At 65.4% G+C, this 21,745-nt stretch carries 18 protein-coding genes; 13 read left to right on the forward strand and 5 right to left on the reverse strand.

Features of this window, described 5'->3' with window-relative positions; all coding sequences use genetic code 11:
- Positions 1 to 137: 137 nt before the first annotated feature.
- From galE to DVB37_RS18135, 5 genes are all read right to left on the reverse strand, one after another.
- On the reverse strand, positions 138 to 1,211 hold the full coding sequence (gene galE / locus DVB37_RS18115) for a UDP-glucose 4-epimerase GalE (protein WP_120157558.1): 1,074 nt from the start codon (positions 1,209 to 1,211) through the stop codon (positions 138 to 140).
- 11 nt (positions 1,212 to 1,222) lie between these two features.
- Positions 1,223 to 2,890 (reverse strand): glucose-6-phosphate isomerase, encoded by a 1,668-nt coding sequence (pgi, locus tag DVB37_RS18120; RefSeq protein ID WP_046804108.1) that lies wholly within the window; start codon positions 2,888 to 2,890, stop codon positions 1,223 to 1,225.
- A 13-nt stretch (positions 2,891 to 2,903) separates the two neighbouring features.
- Positions 2,904 to 4,307 carry a phosphomannomutase/phosphoglucomutase gene (locus DVB37_RS18125; protein ID WP_046804109.1) on the reverse strand — a complete coding sequence of 468 codons (1,404 nt, stop codon included), beginning with the start codon at positions 4,305 to 4,307 and terminating at the stop codon, positions 2,904 to 2,906.
- Positions 4,308 to 4,327: 20 nt separating this feature from the next.
- On the reverse strand, positions 4,328 to 6,589 hold the full coding sequence (locus DVB37_RS18130) for a GNVR domain-containing protein (RefSeq protein WP_120156369.1): 2,262 nt from the start codon (positions 6,587 to 6,589) through the stop codon (positions 4,328 to 4,330).
- 81 nt (positions 6,590 to 6,670) lie between these two features.
- Positions 6,671 to 7,807 carry a polysaccharide biosynthesis/export family protein gene (locus tag DVB37_RS18135; RefSeq protein ID WP_046804111.1) on the reverse strand — a complete coding sequence of 379 codons (1,137 nt, stop codon included), beginning with the start codon at positions 7,805 to 7,807 and terminating at the stop codon, positions 6,671 to 6,673.
- Between the two features lie 244 nt (positions 7,808 to 8,051).
- Between DVB37_RS18135 and DVB37_RS18140 the strand changes: the two genes are divergently transcribed.
- From DVB37_RS18140 to DVB37_RS18205, 13 genes are all read left to right on the forward strand, one after another.
- Positions 8,052 to 9,461, forward strand: a complete 1,410-nt coding sequence (locus tag DVB37_RS18140) for an undecaprenyl-phosphate glucose phosphotransferase (protein ID WP_120156370.1) — start codon at positions 8,052 to 8,054, stop codon at positions 9,459 to 9,461.
- Positions 9,462 to 9,531: 70 nt separating this feature from the next.
- A complete protein-coding gene (locus DVB37_RS18145) occupies positions 9,532 to 9,984 on the forward strand; it encodes a GDP-mannose mannosyl hydrolase (RefSeq protein ID WP_120157559.1) in 453 nt (150 codons plus the stop codon).
- Between the two features lie 5 nt (positions 9,985 to 9,989).
- A complete protein-coding gene (locus DVB37_RS18150) occupies positions 9,990 to 11,420 on the forward strand; it encodes a mannose-1-phosphate guanylyltransferase/mannose-6-phosphate isomerase (RefSeq protein WP_046804113.1) in 1,431 nt (476 codons plus the stop codon).
- A gap of 178 nt (positions 11,421 to 11,598) precedes the next feature.
- The gene (locus DVB37_RS18160) at positions 11,599 to 11,991 is read left to right on the forward strand and encodes a VanZ family protein (RefSeq protein WP_120157560.1); all 393 of its coding nucleotides are present in this window, start codon (positions 11,599 to 11,601) and stop codon (positions 11,989 to 11,991) included.
- Positions 11,992 to 12,001: 10 nt separating this feature from the next.
- Positions 12,002 to 13,111: a GDP-mannose 4,6-dehydratase gene (gene gmd, locus DVB37_RS18165; RefSeq protein WP_046804114.1), complete on the forward strand. Its 1,110-nt coding sequence runs from the start codon at positions 12,002 to 12,004 to the stop codon at positions 13,109 to 13,111.
- Positions 13,112 to 13,117: 6 nt separating this feature from the next.
- Complete coding sequence (locus DVB37_RS18170; protein WP_120156371.1) at positions 13,118 to 14,080, forward strand: GDP-L-fucose synthase; 963 nt, start codon at positions 13,118 to 13,120, stop codon at positions 14,078 to 14,080.
- A 33-nt stretch (positions 14,081 to 14,113) separates the two neighbouring features.
- The gene (locus DVB37_RS18175; RefSeq protein ID WP_120156372.1) at positions 14,114 to 15,430 is read left to right on the forward strand and encodes an oligosaccharide flippase family protein; all 1,317 of its coding nucleotides are present in this window, start codon (positions 14,114 to 14,116) and stop codon (positions 15,428 to 15,430) included.
- A 22-nt stretch (positions 15,431 to 15,452) separates the two neighbouring features.
- Positions 15,453 to 16,355: a glycosyltransferase family 2 protein gene (locus DVB37_RS18180; protein WP_046804117.1), complete on the forward strand. Its 903-nt coding sequence runs from the start codon at positions 15,453 to 15,455 to the stop codon at positions 16,353 to 16,355.
- Between the two features lie 12 nt (positions 16,356 to 16,367).
- Complete coding sequence (locus DVB37_RS18185; RefSeq protein ID WP_046804118.1) at positions 16,368 to 17,672, forward strand: O-antigen ligase family protein; 1,305 nt, start codon at positions 16,368 to 16,370, stop codon at positions 17,670 to 17,672.
- On the forward strand, positions 17,665 to 18,792 hold the full coding sequence (locus DVB37_RS18190) for a glycosyltransferase (RefSeq protein WP_120156373.1): 1,128 nt from the start codon (positions 17,665 to 17,667) through the stop codon (positions 18,790 to 18,792). Before DVB37_RS18185 ends, DVB37_RS18190 begins: the two co-directional genes overlap by 8 nt.
- A 13-nt stretch (positions 18,793 to 18,805) precedes the next feature.
- Positions 18,806 to 19,693: a glycosyltransferase family 2 protein gene (locus DVB37_RS18195; RefSeq protein WP_104144263.1), complete on the forward strand. Its 888-nt coding sequence runs from the start codon at positions 18,806 to 18,808 to the stop codon at positions 19,691 to 19,693.
- Positions 19,690 to 20,250 carry a putative colanic acid biosynthesis acetyltransferase gene (locus DVB37_RS18200; protein WP_046804121.1) on the forward strand — a complete coding sequence of 187 codons (561 nt, stop codon included), beginning with the start codon at positions 19,690 to 19,692 and terminating at the stop codon, positions 20,248 to 20,250. The genes DVB37_RS18195 and DVB37_RS18200 overlap by 4 nt, the downstream gene beginning before the upstream one ends.
- Positions 20,247 to 21,539, forward strand: coding sequence for a glycosyltransferase WbuB (locus DVB37_RS18205; RefSeq protein WP_120156374.1), 1,293 nt, complete (start codon positions 20,247 to 20,249; stop codon positions 21,537 to 21,539). Before DVB37_RS18200 ends, DVB37_RS18205 begins: the two co-directional genes overlap by 4 nt.
- Positions 21,540 to 21,745: the final 206 nt, after the last annotated feature.

A 21,745-nucleotide genomic window follows, 5' to 3' on the forward strand; every position in this document is an offset into this window, starting at 1 on the left:
CTGGGCGGGGCGGGTGGACCCGGGCTGAGAATGGATGTCAAACATGGGAATGCCTCATTGACGGTGCTACGCAATAGTCCCGTCAACTGTAACCGCTGGCGCCCCTTTTTCAACAGGCCTCCGATATGGCGTAGGGGTTATGCCACGGCGGCCTGCACGCCCTGGCTGGCGTCGTCCGCCTCGTAGCCTTGTGGATTGCCCTGCTGCCAGCGCCAGCCGTCGGCGCACATCGCCGCCACGTCGTACGTGCTGCGCCAGCCCAGCAGCGACTCGGCCAGCGACGGGTCCGCCCAGGTGCGCGCCACGTCGCCCGGCCGGCGCGGCATGATCTGCACGGGTATGCGCAGACCGCTGGCGGCTTCAAAGGCGCGCACCAATTCCAGCACGCTGGTGCCGTGCCCGGTTCCCAGGTTCACGGCGACAAAGCCGCTCTGGCCGGCGCCGTACGCCAGGGCCTGCACGTGCCCTTGCGCCAGGTCCATGACGTGCAGGTAGTCGCGCACGCCGGTACCATCGACGGTGTCGTAGTCGTTGCCGAAGACGCGCAGGAACGGCTGGCGGCCTACCGCTACCTGGGTCAGATACGGGAACAGGTTGTTGGGCAGGTCACGCGGGCTTTCGCCGATCTGCCCGCTGGGATGCGCGCCGATCGGGTTGAAGTAGCGCAGCGTGACCGCGCTGAACGACGGGTCGGCCGTGCAGACATCGCGCAGCATCTCCTCGACCATCAGCTTGGTGCGCCCATACGGATTGGCCGGGGCCAACGGATGCGCTTCGGTAAACGGCAGGAATTGCGGTTCACCGTAGACGGTGGCCGACGAGCTGAACACCAGGCGGGACACGCCCGCCTCGCGCATGGCCCGCAGCAACACCATCGAACCCGTGACGTTGTTGTCGTAGTACTTGAGCGGGTCGGCCACCGATTCGCCAACGGCCTTGCAACCGGCCAGGTGCAACACCGCCTGCACCGGTTGCCCGCGCGCGGCGGCGTCCGACAGCACGCGCTCGATCAGGCCGGGGGTGCGGATATCGCCTTCTATCAGCGCTATCGGCTGGCCGCAAAGCCGTTCGACGCGGCGCACGGCCTCGCGGCTGCCGTTGCTGAAGTTATCCAGCACCAGCGGCCGCTGGCCCGCCGCCAGCATCGCAATCAGCGTGTGCGTGCCGATGTAGCCGGCCCCGCCCGTCACCAGTACGTGCATGCCTGACATGGCGGCGCTCGTCACAGATGCGCCGCCACGCCCGGCACCCACGCATGGCGCGGACGCGGCGCCTGCGTGTGGCTGCGATAGCGATCGATCCAGTACGAGGTGGACGCGTCATGGCCCCAGTCGACCACCCCGGCCGACACCGGCACGGCCAGTTCGCGGTCGATGCCCGTGGCCAGGCGCTTGCCCAGTTCCACGCCGAATTGGTCGAACGGGTTGATGCCCCACACCACGCTTTGTACGAACACCTTGTGTTCGTACAAGGCCAGCAAGGCGCCCAGGCCACGCGGGTCCAGCTGGCGCAGCACGATCAGCGTGGACGGCCGTCCGCCCGGGTGCACCATGTGCTGGGCAAGGCTCAACGCCTTTTCCTGATCGTCGATGTGCGCGACGTCCTGCAACGCTTGCTCCAGGTTCTTGCCGCGCAGCAACGCCTGGCGCTGCGCCAGGCAGTTGGCCAGCAGATGGCGATGGGCGTCGGGGCTGTCGGCGTGGCCTTGCAGGCTGGCGATGAAGTCCACCGGCGCACCGTCTTCGCTTTGATGCAGCCACTGGAAGAACGTGTGCTGGCCGTCGGTGCCCGGCATGCCCCAGATGATCGGGGCCGTGGGCACGCCCACCGCCGTGCCATCACCCGCCACGCGCTTGCCCAGCGATTCCATTTCCAGCTGCTGCAAATAGGTCACCAGGTGCAGCAGACGCGCGCTGTACGCGGCAATGTTCAGCGAGTTGTAGCCCAGCACGCTGCAATTGACCAAGCCGGCCAAGGCCAGCTGGATCGGTGCGTTCGCGGCGAACGGGGCGTTCTGGAAATGCTGGTCCATCGCCTCGGCGCCCGCGCGCATGCCGATCAGCACGTCGGCGCCCACGGTCAGCGCAATCGACAGGCCGGCCACTGACCACACGGAATAACGGCCGCCTACCCAGTCGCACATTTTGAACGTGTGGCTGGCGGGCACGCCGAGCGCGCGCGCGGCCGACACGTTGGCGGTAACGGCCGCCAGGTGCTCGGACACGTCCGCCACCCCACCCTGCTTGAGCCACGCAATCGCGGCGCGGGCGTTGTGCATGGTTTCGGACGTGGTGAACGACTTGGACGAAATCACCACCAGGCAACGGCGCGGGTCCAGGCCCGCCACCGCGTCATGGAAGGCGTGGCCGTCGATGTTGGACACGAAGCGGATCTGGCGGCGCTGCGAGGGTCCGCCAAACGCCTGGACCGCCAGGCGCGGGCCCCAGTCGCTGCCGCCGATGCCAATATGGAGCACGGTTGAAAAATCTGCCGTCTGGTCCACCCGGCGCACGAAGTCGCTCATGCGCGAATATTCGCAGACGGAATCGGCGTCCAGCCCGTCCGGTTGCTCGGGCGTGCGCCCGGCGCGAACGGCCGTGTGCCAGGCGGGTCGGCCTTCGGTCCAATTGACGGGTTCACCCGTGAACAGCGCATGGCGGGCGTCCGCCAGCCCGCGCGCTTGCAGCAGGTTCAGTGCGGCCGCTTCCAGCGCGGGCGATTGCCGTTGCATGGTCAGGTCCACGCACAAACCGGCAGCTTCAATGACTTTAAGCGTGTTGGCGTCAAGTTCGGCGGCCTCGGCAGCCTGCGCGAACGCCTGCCACTCAGGGCTCTGCGCCAGGCCGGAATCCGCCCTTAACGCCTCAATCGCAAAATTGGCCTTTCCCATCGCGTGATGCTCCTTAGAACGGTAAACGAACGAGAGGTGCAATGCGCCGGAACGCGTTGCGGAAATCCTCCTCGATCCGGGCCAGTGCGGCCACGGTGTCTCCTTCAAAACGCAAAACCACCGTCGGCGTGGTGTTCGATGGACGCGCCAGGCCGAAGCCATCGACGTAGTCCACCCGAACGCCGTCCAGATCGTTGATGGAGACCGCGCTGGGGAATTCCCCTTGCTCGCGCAGCAACTTCACCAGTTCGAACTGTTCGCCTTCGGCGGTGTCCAGCTTGATTTCGGGGGTCGCGCAGGACTGCGGCAAGCCTTCAAGAAGGGCAGACGGGTCCGGCGCAGCGGACAGGATTTCCAGCAGCCGGGCGGCGGCGTAGATCCCATCGTCAAAGCCGTACCAGCGCTCCTTGAAAAACATGTGACCGCTCATCTCTCCAGCAAGTAGCGCTCCCGACTCGCGCATCTTGGCTTTGATGAGGGAATGCCCGGTCTTGCACATGGTGGGTTTGCCCCCGGCCTCGAAGATGGCGCGGGCCACGTGGCGGCTGCATTTCACGTCGTAGAGGACTTCCGCGCCGGGGTTGCGGGACAGCACGTCGCGGGCGAACAAAATCAGCTGCCGGTCCGGCCAGATGATCTGTCCCGATTTTGTCACCACGCCCAGCCGGTCGCCGTCGCCGTCGAACGCCAGCCCAACCTCGCAATCGGAATAGCGCAGGCAATAAATCAGGTCTTGCAGGTTTTGCGGGTCGGCCGGGTCCGGGTGGTGGCCGGGGAACGAGCCGTCTACCTCGCAGAACAGTTCGGTGACTTCGCAACCCAGCGCGCGAAACAGCGCCGGCGCCACCGCGCCCGCCACGCCGCTGCCGCAGTCGATGGCGATTTTCATCGGACGCGCCATGCGGATGTCGCCCACCAGGCGCGCCGCGTAGCAGGGCTGGATCTGCATCTGCGTGCGTCCGCCGGACACGCTGGCCGATTCGATCGGCAGGCGCATCGCATCGCGCAAGGCGGTGATGCCGTCGCCGTACAGCGACGCGCCGTCCAGCACGATCTTGAAGCCGTTGTGGGCCGGCGGGTTGTGGCTGCCCGTGACGGCGATGCCCGCGCCTGTGTCCATCAGGCGCGTGGCGAAATACACCATCGGCGTGGTGGCCATGCCGATGTCGATGACGTGCATGCCGGCCGAACGCAGCCCGGCCTGCAACGCGGCCGCCAGCTCGACGCTGCTCAAGCGGCCATCGCGCCCCACCACCATCGACCGCGCCCCCAGCTCGCGCGCCTTGGTGCCGGCCGCCATGCCCAGGCTGTGCGCGAAGCGCGCGTCAATTTCGTCCGGCACCGTGCCGCGTATGTCGTAAGCCTTGAAAACCGCATCCAGAATTTGCGGGGTATCCCAGCCAAAAGTTCCGTGCATGCCAGTTTCTCCGGGTGGCGTTACTTGGGACCGTTCTGTTTGAAATCGCCGTAATACGCCGCACGGGAGTATCGATAATTCCCATACTTGGACCGGAAGCCAAAGCGCTCCGGCATCAGTTTCAAGCCGTTGAACAGCACGCCGTCCACCGGCGCGCCGGCCTGGATCAGGCGCTTGGCCGTTTCACGGATTTCGCCCACGGTGTTCATGCCCGAGCGCACCACCACCATCACCGCGGCGGCATGCGTGCCGACCACCGCCGCATCGGGCGAGGACAACACCGGCGCCGTGTCCAGGATCACCATGTCGTACTGCGAGGACAGCTCGCGCAAGGTGGCGCCGAACACGGGCGAGGCCAGCAGCTCGGACGGATCGAAAGTGACCGCGCCGGTGGCAATGAAGTCCACGCCTTCGGACACGCTGTGCTTTCTGACGCGCGCCAGCGGAATCGTGCCGGACAGCACTTCGAACAAGCCGTCTTCCTTGGGCACGCCGAAATAGCGGTTCAGCTGGCCCTTGCGGAAGTCGGCGTCGATCAGCAGCACGCGCTTGCCCACGCCGCCCTGGATGAAGGCAAAGTTGGCCGACAGGAACGACTTGCCCACGCCCGCCACCGGGCCGGTGAACATGACCATGTTGTTGGCGGACTGGCGCAGCGACGCTTGCAGCACGTTGCGAAACGATCGCAGGCTTTCGATAGGTGGCGCGTTGCCCTGGCTTTGCGCCAGCAGCGCGGGCACCGTGGCGTTCTTGCGGCGGCTGCGGCGCCACAGCTTGTCCTGCATGTCGCTGTACGGAATGGCGGCCAACACCGGCAGGCCCGTGTAGCGTTCAACGTCGTCGGGTTCCGACAGGCCGCCGAACAGCGCGTTTCGCACAAAGGCGCACAGCATGCCGAAGATCAAACCGATGACCGTGGCCACGCCGATGATGATCGCGGCCTTGGGGCGCACGGGGCGGTCCGGCTGCACCGCGGCATCCAGGATGCGCACGTTGCCGACCTTGCCGGCGCGGATCAAGCGCAGTTGCTGCGCGTTGTTCAGCAGACCCGTGTACAGCTCGGTGTTGACGCGCACATCACGCACCAGGCGCACCACGTCCTGCTCCAGGTCGGGCAGCGCCTTGATGTTGTTGCCGATGCGGCTGACATCACCCGACAGCGACGCGATCTGGCGATCGATGGCGACGATGCTGGGGTGCGTGGGGGCAAAGCGCGTGATCAGTTCCTGGCGCTTGGAGCGCAGCTCCATCACCTTGGTCTGCGCGTCCACCGACTGCGCCAGGATCAGCTTGGCTTCTTCGGACAGGTCGATGGTGCCGCGCTTGTTGCGCAAGGCGTTGTACTTGGTTTCGGCCGCGTCCAGCTCGCCCTTCAGGATGGGCAGCTGCTGTTCCAGAAAGCCCAGCGATTTCTCGGCCTGTGCCGCTTTGCGGTTGACGTTCTGCTGCACGTATTCCTGGCCGATCTGGTTCAGCACGGCCGTGGTCAGTGCCGGGTCGTTGCCTTCCAGCGTGACGCCGATCACGCCCGATGCGCGGCCTCGTTCAAAGATGCCCAGATGCGATTGCACGTTTTCGATCGCCGCCAGGCGCGAGCTGCGCGAGATCGTGAACTCGGTGCCGGGCCGGCCCGTCAACGCGTCGATATGCACGTCCATCGCGCCCCCGCCGGGCAACAGGAAGTGTTCCGGCTTGCCCACCGCGCCGCTGAACGTGGCGCCCGTGAACTTGTCCGTCAACGTGTAGCGGCCCTCGCCTTGCGTGGTCACGCGAAACGGCTTGCCCAGCCATTCGTTGGGCACGTCCAGCTGCGAGATCGCAATCTGTTCGCCGCCCCACGCATAGCCGCCGCGCGGCAGGCTGGACGGATACGGCAACGCTTCATAGCGCTGCGCAAGCCATTCGCCCACCACGGGGAAATAACGCGGCTTGGCGTGGATGTACAACAGAAACTTGTCGACGGCCGGCCCCACCACCATGCGTGAACGCAGCACTTCCATTTCGCCCGAGGTCTCTGCCTTGGTGTCGAACATGGCGGACACGTCGCCCAGCAGGCTGCGCGCCTGGCCGTTAGGCATTTCCTCTTCGACTTGCACGATGATGTCGGCCGAGTACACGGATGGGGTCACCATCACGTAGGCCAGCGCGCCCAGGAAGGCGAGCAACGTGATCCCAAGGATCATCCAACGATTCGAAATAATGGCGTCCACGTGCGAGGACAACGGGGTTTCCTGCTGGCGAGCCGGGACGTTCGGCTCGAATGCTTCGATGGGCAACGACATGCAGCTCTCCAGACGTGGGCGCCGCGGCGGATGCGGCGCCCCCAAAGGCGTTGTTTTGGGCCCGAAGGCCCGAAAGGCGGACTAGTTGATCGACTTGACGGTCTGTACCGTTTGCGCGCTCGGGAACAGATTGCTGATGAAGCGGTTCCACCGCACCAGCGCGGCCGTATCCACGAACACGACGTCTTTGGGTTCCAACTCAAACTTCGCACCAACAGCCAGGGCTTGCGGCGACTTGGCGTTCAGGTGGAACACCTGCGGCGTCGCTTGCTCGGTACTTCGCACCACAAACACTTGCGACGCGTCGGCCGTCAACTGGTTCGGGCCACCCGCCATGCCCAGCGCCTCGGTCAACGACATGCGTCCATCGCGCATCACGACCGTGGTGGGCAAGAACACTTCACCCATCACGAAAATCTTGCTGTCGTCGCGCGGCGTAACGCGCACGATGTCGCCCGACTTCAGCATGACCTGATTCAAGTCCTGGCCACGTTCGATCAGCGCGGGCAGGTTCACACGGGTACGGCGGCCATCGCGAATGACATAGACGGCGCTGCGGTCAGCGGTGGGCAGCAAGCCACCCGCGCGGTTGACCGCTTCGAGCAGAGTCATCGGAATGTCGTTGATGGCAACCGTGCCCGGCAACTTGACTTCGCCTTCGACGTAGACACGCTTGCTTCGATAGCCCAGCACGCGTACCGTGATCTGCGGATCCTGGATGTACTTGCCGGAACTATTGACTATGAGATTGCGCGCCTGAAGTTCCGTCAACCCCGCCACTTTCAGCAGTCCCGTATACGGAAATTGGATATATCCAGTGGATGAGACGGTATACCCCGGTATGCCCGAGGCGGTATCCCCCATGACTAGTTCGGTCACCCCAGTCCCGATGGCATAGGTTTGCGTCGGAAGGACGAGTTCGGGGTGGTCCCACACCACGATGGAAAGGATGTCGCCCGGCCCGATGCGGTAGGGCTCGACGCTGCCGACCAGCTTTTCGACGCCGTCGTTATCGATCAACGCCTGGCGGTTGCGCAGGTCGTCGACGACCAGGCTGGGGGTGATTTCCTTGATCGGCGCCACGGAGTTCGGGTCCATGGGATCAACAAGGTGGCCGGAATTAAAGGTCATACCGGGAGACAGGGCGCAAGCGCCCAGCGAGGACACGAGCGCGATAGCGGCGATGGCTCGGCTCAACGTTCCGAAAAATGTCGTCATGGCAAATCCACTGTGAATGACTTCGTTGCTTGGAATGGAGCCCGATGCGTAACGGGTTGCGACATTCCACTCTCTTTTCGAAGCCCCGCACATTCGACGGATGTCCTAAGCCTTCTCCTACATCGTTTGGAGGTTTCGGGTACGCCACGCACTCAATAAGATTTCGTCGGTAGCCACATGTTTTGCGGCAGTGCATCGTTTTTTTCTTCGCCGCAAGAAGACTCCCCACGAACAGGAGTGCGCGATGGACCCGTCCCACTCGGACACATCGGCAAGATTCAGCGGAGCAAGCTATCTGTACCGCCTGCTCGATGCCGCGATCGTAATCACCTGCGGCCTGACTGCCACCGGTTTGAAGTTCTCGGAAGATGCAATGGCGGACCCTCCGCAAATTCATCTATTCCTGATCTATCTGTGCGGCTTGGGCGTGATCGCCCTGTTCCCCGCATTCCGCCTGTATGTGTCATGGCGCGGGCGGCTATTGACCGATCTGGTCGTGCGCAGCCTGGCTGCGTGGGCCACGGTGTTTGCGCTGGGCATCCTTGTCAGTTTTCTCATGCATCAGACCGCCGCGATATCGCGCATGTGGGCGGCTACCTGGTTCGGCATGGCGGCGCTGACGCTGGCCGGCGTACGTATCGCGGTCTACGCCGCGCTGGGCGCCGCGCGCGATCGCGGGCTGAACAAGAAGAACGTGTTGCTGGTGGGCTTCGGCGCGCTGGGCCATGACCTGTGGCGCCGCGTTGAACGCTACCGGGGCGCGGGCTATGAAGTCGCGGGCATCTACGCCGAGCCGCACGAAAGCCTGCCGCCGCAAGTGCGCCGCTTGCACGATCTGGACAACCTGCATTCCTTCGTGCACGAAAACAATGTGCGCGAGATCTGGATCGTCCTTCCGATGGAGGCGGGCCAGGAATTGCGCGAAGTGCTGTACCACCTGCGCAACGACTTGGTGGATATCCGCTGGATTCCGGATGTGATGTCGATCCAGCTGCTGGGCCATCGCATCGGCGAATTCCTGGGCCTGCCCGCCATCCAGCTGAACAGCCTGCCCGCCGCCGGCGTGCGCGGCTGGGCGAAAGAAGTATTCGACCGCGGCTTTGCGTTCTTCGCGCTGATCGGCCTGGCGCCGCTGATGCTGTCGATTGCGCTGGCCATCAAGCTGACCTCGCGCGGGCCTGTGTTCTTTACGCAACCTCGCCTGGGCGTGGACGGCAAGGTGTTCCACGTCTACAAGTTCCGCACGATGACGGTGCACCAGGAACACGGCACCGTCACGCAGGCCACGCGCAACGATACGCGCATTACCCGCATCGGCGGCTTCCTGCGGCGTACCAGCCTGGACGAGCTGCCGCAGTTCCTGAATGTGCTGATGGGCGATATGTCGGTGGTCGGCCCGCGCCCGCACGCGCTGGAGCACAACGAAATGTACAAGGACCTGGTGCAGCGCTACATGATGCGCCACCGCGTCAAGCCCGGCATCACGGGGTGGGCGCAGGTCAATGGCTTTCGTGGGCAGACGGACACGCTGCGCAAGATGAGCGACCGCGTCGAGCACGACATCTATTACATCCAGCACTGGACGTTCCGGATGGACCTGCTGATCATCGCCCGCACGGCCGTGTCGGGATGGACGGGCCGAAATGTCTACTAGTCCATTGGGATGGCCCGGCGCGCCCGTGCCCGTGCCGACGGCCATGACGGCACATGCGGCATCCACCGGCGTGCTGCCGCGCGCGGACTTCCGCCAGGCGGTGGAGATGCTGCCGCTGGTGTCCATCGACCTGTTGTTGCGCGACGGCGCCGGACGCTACTTGACGGGGTTGCGCACCAACCCGCCGGCGCGTGGCGCCTGGTTCGTACCGGGCGGACGCATCCGCAAGAACGAACCGCTGCGCACCGCGCTGGACCGTATCGCGCGTGAAGAACTGGGGCTGGCCATTGCCCCCGAATCGTGGACGCCGCGCGGCGTGTACGAGCACTTCTACGGCACCAATTTCGCGGGTGAAGCGGGACGCTCCACCCACTATGTCGTCCTCGCGTATGAGGCCGAGCTTTCGTTGGATACCGCAACCCTTCCGCGCGGCCAGCACCATGGCTACCGCTGGCTGCAAGCGGAAGAGATCGCCGCCGATCCCGGCGTGCATCCGTACACCCAGGCCTACTTCAAGGAGTGAGCGCCATGACGAATCCCCCTCCCGCCTACCGGGCTGTCATCCTTTGCGGCGGTTCCGGCTCGCGCCTGTGGCCGCTGTCGCGCGAACTGCTGCCCAAGCAGTTCATCCGTTTGACCGATTCGCGCAGCCTGTTGCAGAACACGCTGCTGCGGCTTGGGTCCGCCGGCGCGCAGGCCAAGCCGATGCTGGTCTGCAACGACGCGCACCAGTACATTGCCGCCGAGCAGGCGCAGGAGCTGGGCATCAAGGACGCGGAAGTGATCCTGGAGCCCTTTGCACGCAACACCGCGCCGGCGATTGCCGCCGCCACGCTGCGCGCCATGCGCGACGGCGAAGACCCGATCATGCTGATCATGCCGTCCGACCATGTGCTGGAAGATGGCGACGTGCTCCGGCAAGCCTTTGCGCAGGCCTACGAGGCGGCACGCCAGGGCGCGCTGGTCACGTTCGGCATCACGCCCACCGCGCCGCTTAGCGGCTATGGCTACATCCAGTCGGACGAACCCGGCGTGATGGCGCCGGCGCGCCGCGTGCGGCGCTTTGTGGAAAAGCCGTCGCCTGAAGTCGCGCAGCGGCTGATCGATGACGGCGGGTATTACTGGAACAGCGGCATGTTCGCGTTCCAGGCGTCGGTGTTCCTGTCCGAGATGGCGCGGCTCGCGCCCAAGATGCTGGAACAGGTGCAGGCGGCGGTGGCCACCGGCCATGGCGAGGCTGGCCTGTTTCATCTGGATGGGCCGTCGTTCGAAGCGTGCCCCAGCGATTCGATGGACTACGCCATCATGGAACGCACCGACAGCGCGGTGGTGATTCCGCTGGCGGCGTCCTGGAGCGACGTGGGCGCGTGGGACGCGGTCTGGGGCATCGCCCAGAAGACGGTGGAAGGCAACTCCACCACGGGCGACGTCATGGTGGAGGATTCGCGCAATTGCCTGATCCACTCGACCAGCCGGCTGGTGGCGTCCGTGGGGCTGGATGACATTGTGGTGATCGAAACCGCCGACGCGGTGCTGGTCGCGCACAAGTCGCGCTCGCAAGACGTCAAGCGCCTGGTCGAGATCTTCAAGACGCAGCACCGGTCGGAGCTGAACCATCACCGCGAGGTGCAGCGCCCGTGGGGGTCGTATGACTCGGTGGGCCACGGGCCGCGTTACCAGGTCAAGCGGATCACCGTGAAACCGGGCGCCAGGCTGTCGTCGCAGATGCATCACCACCGGGCGGAACACTGGATCGTGGTGTCGGGCACGGCGCGGATCTACAACGGCGACAAGCAGTACCTGCTGACGGAAAACCAGTCGACGTACATCCCGCTGGGCGAAACCCACAGCCTGGAAAACCCGGGAAAGATCCCCCTGGAAATCATCGAAGTGCAGTCAGGCGCGTATCTGGGCGAGGACGACATCGTGCGTTTCCAGGACATGTATGGCCGAGTTTAGGGAGCCCCCACGCGCCAGGCCCTCCGGGCCAGCGCTGCCCCCCGAGGGGGCTACCCCCGCCTTGGGGCGGCCCGGCGGCGCAGGGTTGCCCCCACGCGCCAGGCCCTCCGGGCCCGCGCTGCCCCCCGAGGGGGCTACCCCCGCCTTGGGGCGGCCCGGCGGCGGGGGTGCGGGCCTATTGGACGGGGAACCCTTTTGGCGACCTGGCGTAGCCCGGCTTTGCCTGCCGGTTGCGGGGCTGTTCTTCGGGGTGTTGATCACCGTGGGGAATCTGCCCGGGCTGGCGGCGGAAATGTCGGATGCGTTTGGGGACAAGCGGCTGCATCTTCTGGCTTACGCCGTATTGACGGGATTGATCTACCTGTCGGTCAACCGGCGCCCTGCCCTGGTGGCCATGCTTGCCGTCACCGCGCTGGGTGCGCTGGATGAATCAATCCAATCCTTTTTTCCCTATCGACAGGCTGAACTCTTAGACCTTTTGGCCGATATCTTGGCGGCGGGTGCAACAGTAATCTCATTGCACATTGGTTCCGCAGCCTTCGGCTCCTTTCGTGCAGTCACTAAGTCTTAAGGATACAACCATGCCAAAACGGGCACTCATTACCGGCGTTACCGGACAAGACGGGGCCTATCTGGCCGAGTTTCTGTTGGCCAAGGGCTATGAAGTCCATGGCATCAAGCGGCGCGCTTCGCTGTTCAACACCGCCCGCATCGACCATCTGTACCAAGATCCGCATGACAAGCCGCGCAACTTCGTGCTGCATCACGGCGACATGACCGACTCTTGCAGCCTGATCCGCATCGTGCAATCGGTGCAGCCGGACGAAATCTATAACCTGGCCGCACAAAGCCATGTGGGCGTCTCGTTCGAAGAGCCGGAGTACACCGCCAACGCCGACGGCCTGGGTACCCTGCGCCTTCTGGAAGCCATCCGCATCCTGAAGCTGGAGAACAAGGCGCGCTTCTACCAGGCGTCCACCTCCGAGCTGTATGGCCTGGTGCAGGAAACGCCGCAGAAGGAAACCACCCCCTTCTACCCGCGCAGCCCGTACGCCGCCGCCAAGCTCTACGCCTATTGGATCAGCGTGAACTACCGCGAAGCCTATGGGATGTACGCCTGCAACGGCATCCTGTTCAACCACGAATCGCCCAAGCGCGGCGAAACGTTCGTAACGCGCAAGATCACGCGCGGCCTGGCTCGCATCGTGCTGGGTTTGCAGGAATGCCTGTACCTGGGCAACCTGTCCGCGCTGCGCGACTGGGGCCATGCGCGTGACTACGTCGAAATGCAATGGCTGATGCTGCAACAGGACACGCCCGAGGACTACGTCATCGCCACCGGCTTGCAATACAGCGTGCGCGAATTCATCAATACGGCGGCGCGCGAGCTGGGCATCCTCTTGGCATGGGAAGGCGAAGGCCTGGAAGAAACGGCCACCGTGCTGTTCTCGCCGGTACACGACGTCAAGCCCGGCCAGGTCATCGTGCGGGTCGACCCGCGCTACTTCCGCCCGACCGAAGTGGAAACCCTGCTGGGCGACCCCACCAAGGCGCGCGAAAAGCTGGGCTGGTCGCCGCGCACCACGTTCGCGGAGCTGGTCAAGGAAATGGTGGAAGCCGACCTGAAGGACGCGCGCCGCGATGCGCTGGTCGAACAGAACGGCTACGAAATCTACGCCTACAAGGAGTAGCGCGCCATGACGAACCTGGACCAACGCGTGTTCGTGGCGGGCCATCGCGGCATGGTGGGCGCGGCGATCACCCGCGAACTGCATCGCCGCGGCTACCCCAACGTGCTGACCCGCAGCCGGGCCGAGCTGGACCTGGAAAACCAGAACCAGGTGCACCGCTTTTTCTCGACCACGCCGGTCGATGTGGTGTACCTGGCCGCCGCCAAGGTCGGCGGCATCCTGGCCAACCAGAATCATCCGGTCGACTTTCTGTACAAGAACCTGATGATCCAGTGCAACGTCATCCGCGCCGCGTATGCGGCCGGCGTGCGCAAGTTGTTGTTCCTGGGTTCGTCCTGCATCTACCCGCGCGAGGCGCCCCAGCCGATCCGCGAAGACGCCTTGCTGACCGGCCCGCTGGAAGCCACCAACGAGCCCTACGCCATCGCCAAGATCGCGGGGCTTAAGTTGTGCGAAGCCTACCAACGGGAATATGGCGCGCGCTTTATCTGCGCCATGCCAACCAACCTGTATGGCCCGCACGACAACTACGACCTGCACAGCAGCCACGTGCTGCCCGCGCTGATCCGCAAGTTCCATGAAGGCCGCGAAGCCGGTCAGGACAGCGTGACGATCTGGGGCACGGGCACGCCGCTGCGCGAGTTCCTGTACGTGGACGATCTGGCCAAAGCCAGCGTGATGCTGATGGAACACCCCGACGCCGAGGGCATCTACAACATCGGCGCGGGCAAGGACATCAGCATCGCGGACCTGGCCGCGCTGGTGGCGCGTGTGGTCGGCTACCAAGGCCGCATCGTCTACGACACCGGCAAGCCCGACGGCACGCCACGCAAGCTGATGGATTCGTCGCGCGTGACGGCGCTGGGCTGGCAACCCGCCGTGTCATTGACCGAAGGCATCGCGCTGGCCTACCAGCACTTCCTGCGTGAACGCGCGGATCAATCCCAATCGGCGCTGCCCGTGGCCTGACGGCCACGCCAGCACTCACCACAGGCTTCCCCGATGTTTGGATTCGTCAGGAAACACATCGCCGGCAACGCCTCCTTCTGGGGGCTGGTGGAATACGGCATCGGCCCGGTCGCGGCGCTGATCGCCCTGCCCATCCTGTTTCGGCAGTTGGGCACGGTGGGCTTCGGCCAGTACTCGATGATCATCGCGCTGGCCGGCTTCGGCAACGCCGCCAACCTGGGCGCGGCCGTGACCGCCACCAAGCTGGTGTCCGAGCGGATGCACGAGCCCGGCGGCGCGTATCGCGCGGCGGGGGTCAGCATGTCGCTGATCGGCTGCGCGCTGGGCGTGGTGACGCTGGCGGCCGTGTTGCTCTGGGCCGTGGTGGGGCTGGCCTGGCCCGCCGCCACGTTCGGCGGCGTGGCGGTCACGCTGCTGGCCTTGCCGGCGCTGGCCATCTACCTGACGCAGCAATACGACCAATTGTTTTCGGGCTGCCTGAAAGGCCGAGAGGACTTTCGCGCCACCGCGCTGTGCGAGGTTTTCAGCCGCAGCGGCACCATGGCGCTGGCCTGCGCCACCGCCTGGATGACCGCGTCGCCCACCTACACCGGCCTGGCGCAGGCGCTGGGGCTGCTGGTGGCGGGCAGCGTGAAAATGCGCGTGTTCTCGCGCACCTACGGCCATGTGCTGGTGCGGCCGGTGCGCGATCGGGGCGCCATGATGGACGCCTTCAAGTTTTCACGCTGGTCATGGCTGAACAGCCTTAGCGCACTGGCCTTCGGCTCGGTCGACCGCGTGCTGGTGGGCAGCATGATGGGGCCGGCCGCGCTGGCCATCTACACGGTGGGCGTGCAGGTTGGCCAGATCATCCATACCGCTTCGGTGGCCATCTTCCAGAAGGCCATGCCGCGCGTGACGCGCTTGTCGGTGTCGCCGCCCTACGCGGGCGCCGTCGAACGCGAGATTCGCCGCATGATGGGATGGAACCTGGTGCTGTCCGCCACCGCCACGCTGGCCGTGCTGGCCGTGAGCCATCCCTTGTTGAACCTGCTGCTAGGCGACAACGTGGCGGCCGGTCATCTGGGCACTTTCCAATTGTTGATCGTGGCCTCCGGGCTGCTGTCGCTGAACGCCGCGGCCCACTTTTCTTTGCTGGGGCTGGGCAATTCCCGCGCCGTCGCCATCCTGAACGGGTTGGGCGGACTGGCGATGCTGTGTGTCATGGCGGGCCTGGTGCACGCGGCGGGCGAACACGCCGCGGCGTGGGGCCGCATGGCGTATGCGGCGATCACGCTGGCCGGCGTGGCCCTCGCCATCCGTCAATCCCGCCCCGAATTTCCGGGCGCGTTGCCAGCGGCCACCCGATAACACCTACATGCTGAGGTCTTACATGCGCAAGCGTCATAACGAGTATTCACGTCAGCTCATCGACTTCGTCCGCGAGCTGCGCCCGCCCGCGCCGATCGCCGGCGGCCTGTTGCCCAAGGTGACCATCGTGACCCCCTCGTACAACCAGGCCAAGTTCCTGGAGCGCACCATCCTGTCGGTGCTGAACCAGGGCTATCCGCGTCTGGAATACATCATCATCGACGGCGGCTCGACCGATGGCAGCGTGGACATCATCCGCAAGTACGAGCGCTACCTGACGTACTGGGAAAGCACCCCGGACCGCGGCCAGTCCCATGCCATCAACAAGGGCTTTGAACGCGCCACGGGCGACTATGTCGGCTGGCAGAATTCCGATGACCTGTATTTCCCCGGCGCCTTGCGCAAGCTGGGCGCGGCGGCCGCGCGGGGCCGCGCGCCGATCGTCAGCGGCAACCTGTTCGTGGCCGACGCCAACAACCACATCTTCCGCAAGATCCACTACACGCCGGTCAATCGCGGCACGCTGACGGTGGTCAAGGCGTCCATACCCAACCAGTCGGCCATCTTCCGCCGCGACCTGCTGCGCAAGTACGGGCTGTTGCAGGAAAGCATGCGCTACTGCATGGACCTGGAGCTGTGGAGCCGGCTGCTGCGCGAAGGCAAGAACCTGATCGTGCCCGATGCGCTGGGCGTCTACACCGCGCATGACGAAACCAAGACCGCGCTGATGCAGGACGTGCTGCTGGAGGAACGCGAACAGATCGTCACGCGCATCCGGCGCACCGAACCGGGCCTTGGCAAGCTGTTCGAACTGTCATGCCGCGCCTCCAAGGTGGCCGCGCACGCGCGCCAGGGCGACTTGTCGTACCTGTTCGAAAAGCTGACCACCAAGATCTTCGGACGCGACGACTGGGCCGCGCACTAGGACGACGCCGACATGAGCCCGCACCGCCGCTTATCCACTTTGCACCTGCTGGGCCTGTTCGCCTTCACCGCGCTGGCCCTGAACGACGACCGCTTCATCCTGGGCGTGGGCAGCTTCAAGCTGTCGCCCTTCGATGTGCTGTTCGTGGCCATGCTGGCCGTCAAGGCGCTGCGGCTGGCCGAGCCCAGCGCCTACGCCCTGCCGCGCGGCCTGCTTGGCGCGCTGCTGGGCTTGCAGGCCATGTCGGTGATCTATCTGCTGCTGGTGTCGATGCACCACCCCGGCATTGAAACCGGCGACGTGGCGCGCGACCTGCGCATCGTCTTCTACTTCTTGTGCACGCCGTTCCTTTGCTACAAGGACATCGACAGCCCGGCCGCCTACGCGGTGTTGCAGAAGTACATCGTGGCGGCCTGCCTGGCGGTGGCCACGCTGATGCTGCTGGAACAATTGCAGGGGTTCAGCGTGTCGAACCCGCTGCGCAACGTGCGGCTGGGCGTGTGGGCCATTCCGTTTGGCGTGGTGTCGCTGCTGACGTTCCGGCGCACCTTGAACGTGTCCGGACCCAAGGCCTACGCGTTGACGCTGTACATGCTGCTGGCGCTGGTGTTTTCGCTGAACCGCAGCCAGTACCTGCAACTGGCGATATCGGTGGTGATTGCTGTGCTGCTGGGCACCGGCCCCGAGCTGCGCCGGCGCGCGGTGCTGATCTTTGCCCCCGCCGCCGTCGCGGGCGTGTTGGTGTTTGCCAGCATCGGCTACCTGGACGTGCTGAGCAACCGCATTTTCAGCGTGGAAAAGCTGGACGAAGATTCCAGCTACGGCGCGCGCATCCAGGAAATGCAGGGGCAGATGGACTACTTTGCCGAAAGCCCCGTGTTCGGCAAGGGCGCGGGCTTTCGCAGCTGGGTCATGGGCGAAAACGGCTTTGAACTGAGCACGTTCGCGCATAACTCCTGGGCCTTTTACCTGATGAAGTTCGGCGTGGTCGGCACCATCATGATCATGCTGCCGCCCTTGCTGATATTGCTGCTGACGCTGCTGCGGCGATACGCGCACCCCGGCCTGGAAATGCACCGGCGCTACCTGTTGGCCACGGCGCCCATCTACATCTTCATCGATTCACTGTCCGGTGGGCTGGCCTACGCGCCCAAGACCGCGTTCACCGGCTTCCTGTTGTGCTATTGCCTGTCGTTGATGCGCAATGCGCAGATCATGCCCGTGCCCCGCGCGGACGCGCCCCGTGCGCCGCTATCCCCCAGCCACCGTCCGGATGCCGTGCGCCGGACGCCACCTCGAGTGATTCCTCATGCCTGATGTCTTGTTTGTCGCGCCAGACTTGCACGGCGGCGTCGGTAGATGCGTTGCCTTCATCGTGGATGCCCTGCCGGAACAGGGCGTTGATTCGGGCCTGTTCCTGCTGCGTTCGCGCAACCGCGAATACCCCGTCGCCAACCCGAAGGTGACGCGCGCCCTGCCCATCATTGAATCGCCCACCAAGCTGCGGCTGATGCTGCCCGTAGCCTTTATGCGCCTGCTGGCGCAGATCCGCCGCGACAAGCCGGCCATCGTGTGTTCGCACGGGCTGCTGTGCAACATGCTGGTGGTGCTGGCCCGCAAGCTACTGGGCGGCACGTTTCGCACCGTGGCATTCGAGCACAGCAGCCCGGCCATCCACTACGGCGCCTCGCGCATGCGTCGGCTGAAGTGCTGGCTGGTCAGCCAGACGTATCGGCGCCACGACGCGGTGGTGGGCGTGTCGCGCGGCGTCAAGGAAGATTTGGTCAGCATGTTTCCGCCGCTGCGCGGCAAGGTCCACACCATCTACAACGGCGTGCCGCTGGACAACGTGCGCCGCCAAGGCGCGCAGCGCACGCAAGGCGATGCTGCCGCGCCCTATCACGTGGTGGCGGTGGGCCGGCTGGAAGCCGTGAAGGACTACGCCACGCTGGTGGATGCGGCCGCCTTGCTGGACGACCCGGGCATCGCCTTCACCATCCTGGGCGAAGGGTCCGAACACGACGCGCTGCAAAAGCGCATCGACGAGCGCCCGTCCCGCAGCCCGGTCACGCTGGCCGGCCACATCGACAATCCGTTTCCCGTCATCGCCAGCGCCGGCGCGTTTGTGCTGACGTCCATCCGCGAGAGCTTCGGCAACGTGCTGGTGGAAGCCTTGTGCCTGGGCGTACCGGTGATTTCCACCGACTGTCCGCACGGACCCGCCGAGATTCTGGACGCCGGGCGCTACGGGCTGCTGGTGCCGGTGGGCGACGCGGCAGCCTTGGCCGACGCCGTGCGCCGGCTGGCCTACGACGCCAAGATGCGCGAACAGCTGGCCGCGCAAGGCCCCGAACGCGCCGACGCCTTTTCCCTAGAGCGGCACTGCCGCAACGTCATCGCGCTATTCCAGCCGCTGATGCAACGCGGCACGCCCTGAACAGGACAGCATCATGCAGAAAATACCGGTATCCGTGGTTGTCATGACGAAGAACGAAGAGCGCAACATCGCCAAGTGCCTGAAGGCGCTGGTGGAGTTTGATGAAGTGTTCGTGGTGGACTCAAACAGCACCGACGCCACCTGCGCGATGGCCACCGCCCTGGGCGCCCGCGTGTCCAATTTCCAGTGGAACGGCAAGTACCCGAAGAAAAAGCAGTGGTGCCTGGAGCAACTGCCCTTCTCGCATCCGGTGGTGTTGTACGTGGACGCGGACGAAGAAATGACGCCGCAGCTTGCCGCCGAAATTCGCGAGGTGCTGCCGCGCTTCGCGGCGGGCGCGGGCGGCGCGTTCGTGCCTTTTGATTACGTGTTCTGCGGCAAGAAGCTGGTGCACGGCCACCGCGTCTACAAGCTGGCGCTGCTGGCGCGCGACCAATCGCGCTTTCTGGACTACGACGACCTGGACGTGGCGCATATGTGGGAAGTGGAAGGCCACTACCAGCCGCAGGTCAAGGGCGAGACCTTTGCGCTGCGCCAGCGCATGGTGCATAACGACCACGATTCCCTGTTCCACTATTTCGACAAGCACAACCGCTATTCGGATTGGGAAGCCAACCTGCGCACCAAGGGGCTGATGAACGATCCGCGCGAGGCCAACGTGGGCGCGCGCGCGTTGCTCAAGCGCATTTTCCAGGCCATGCCGTTCAAGGCGCCCATCTCGTTCCTGCATTCGTACGTGTTCCGCCTGGGATTCCTGGATGGCAAGGCGGGCTACGACTACGCGGTGGCGCGTGCCATGTACTACTGGCAGATCCGCATCAAGACCGAAGAGTTGCAAAAGGCCCGTCTGGCGCGCGCCAACGGAACCCAGGCGGACGCCGTGCCGGGGGCCGCCAAATGAGCGCGCTTCAGCAATTGGACCGCTTTGCGCTGGCCCCCGGCCAGCGCGGCCGCTCGGCGCTGACGGTGCAACTGTGGTGGACGGTGCAGGCCACGCTGTTTCGATGGTCGCCCCAGGTGGCGTATGGCTTTCGGCGCTGGCTGCTGCGCTGCTTTGGCGCGCAGGTGGGCAAGAAGGTTTTGATTCGCCCGTCCGCCACGGTGACCTACCCGTGGAAGGTGCAGATTGGCGATTACGCCTGGATCGGCGATGACGCGGTGCTGTACAGCCTGGGCCCCATCCACATCGGCGCCCACGCCGTGGTGTCGCAGCGCAGCTACCTGTGCGCCGCCGACCACGACGCCGGCCAGCCCGACTTTCCCTTGCGCGAACGCGCGGTGCGCGTGGAAGACGGCGCCTGGGTCGCCACCGATGTTTTCGTGGGGCCGGGCGTGACGATCGGCCGTGAAGCGGTGGTGGGCGCGCGCAGTTCCGTGTTTCGCAATATGCCGGCGGCGATGGTGTGCCACGGCAACCCCTGCCGCCCGGTGCGCCCACGCATGGCGACGGCGCCATGAAGATCCTGATCTACGGGATCAACTACGCGCCCGAACTGACCGGCATCGGCAAGTACAGCGCCGAGCTGGCCGAGTGGCTGGCCGCGCACGGGCACCAGGTCAGCGTGGTGACCGCCCCGCCCTACTATCCGCAATGGCAGGTGCACGACGGCTACCGCGCCGGCCGCTATCGCAAAGAAGAGCGGCGCGGCGTGACCGTGCGGCGAGCGCCGCTGTGGGTGCCCGCGCGCCCCGGTGGCCTGAAGCGGTTGATCCATCTGGCCAGCTTCGCGGTCTCCAGCCTGCCCTCGCTGCTACGCGCGGCAGCCGGCCGGCCGGACCTGATCCTGGTGGTGGAACCGGCGCTGTTCTGCGCGCCCGCGGCATGGATCACGGCGCGGCTGTGCGGCGCGCGCGCGTGGCTGCATATTCAGGACTACGAGGTCGACGCGGCCTTTGAACTGGGCCTGCTCAAGGGAGCGGGCCTGCGCGCGTTGGTCAAGCGGGGCGAGCGCTGGCTGATGCGGCGCTTTGACCGCGTGTCGACCATTTCGAATCGCATGCTGGACCTGGCCATCGCCAAGGGTGTCGAGCCCGACCGCGCCGTGCTGCTGCCCAACTGGATCGACGTCAACGCCATCACGCCGCGCACGGAGGGTGGCGATTACCGTGCCCAGCTGGGCATACCCGCCAATGCGATCGTGGCGCTGTATTCCGGCAACATGGGCGGCAAGCAAGGCTTGCAGACGCTGGCCGACGTGGCGCGGCGCCTGGGCCGCGAAAGCCGCCTGTGGTTCATCTTTTGCGGTCAGGGACCCGAGCGCGCGCCATTGGAAGCGGCGTGCCAGGGTTTGCCCCGCGTACGCTTCCTGGACTTGCAGCCGGCCGATCGGCTGGGCGCGTTGCTGAACACGGCCGACATCCATCTGCTGCCGCAACGCGCGGGCGCGGCCGACCTGGTGATGCCGTCCAAGCTGACCGGCATGCTGGCCAGCGGCCGCCCGGTGGTGTGCGGCGCGGCGCCGGGCACCGAGCTTGCCGGCGTGGTGGCGCGCTGCGGGCTGCTGACGCCGCCCGAAGACGCCGAGGCCATGGCCGAGGCGGTGCGCAAGCTAAGCTACAACGCGCAGATCCGCGAAACGCTGGGCGCCGCCGCGCGCCAGTATGCGTTGAACCACCTGCACGTGGATGCCGTGCTGGCGGCGGCGGAACGCGAATTCGCCAAGGTGGTGGGCAAGCGCGCAACGAAGGGGGCAGCGGCAACGGCAGCGGCAGCGGTGGATGCAGTCCCGCGCGAGGGCGAACGGTAGCGGCTGGCTGGGCGGGAGATTCAAGCGTTTAAGGAGCGGTAGAGATCGACGGATCTCTACCGTTTTTTTTATGGTTTCGGTTCTGGCCTTTTGGTTTTGCCCTTTTGGTTTTGGCCTTTTGCCTTTGCCTTCGGGCTCCTGGCTTGCTTTGCGCTTGCCGGCCGCAGTCAAAAGCAATCGGCCGGGCGCAACCCCGGCCGACAGGC

The sequence above is a fragment of the Achromobacter sp. B7 genome, assembly GCF_003600685.1.
GTDB lineage: Bacteria > Pseudomonadota > Gammaproteobacteria > Burkholderiales > Burkholderiaceae_B > Achromobacter > Achromobacter spanius_B.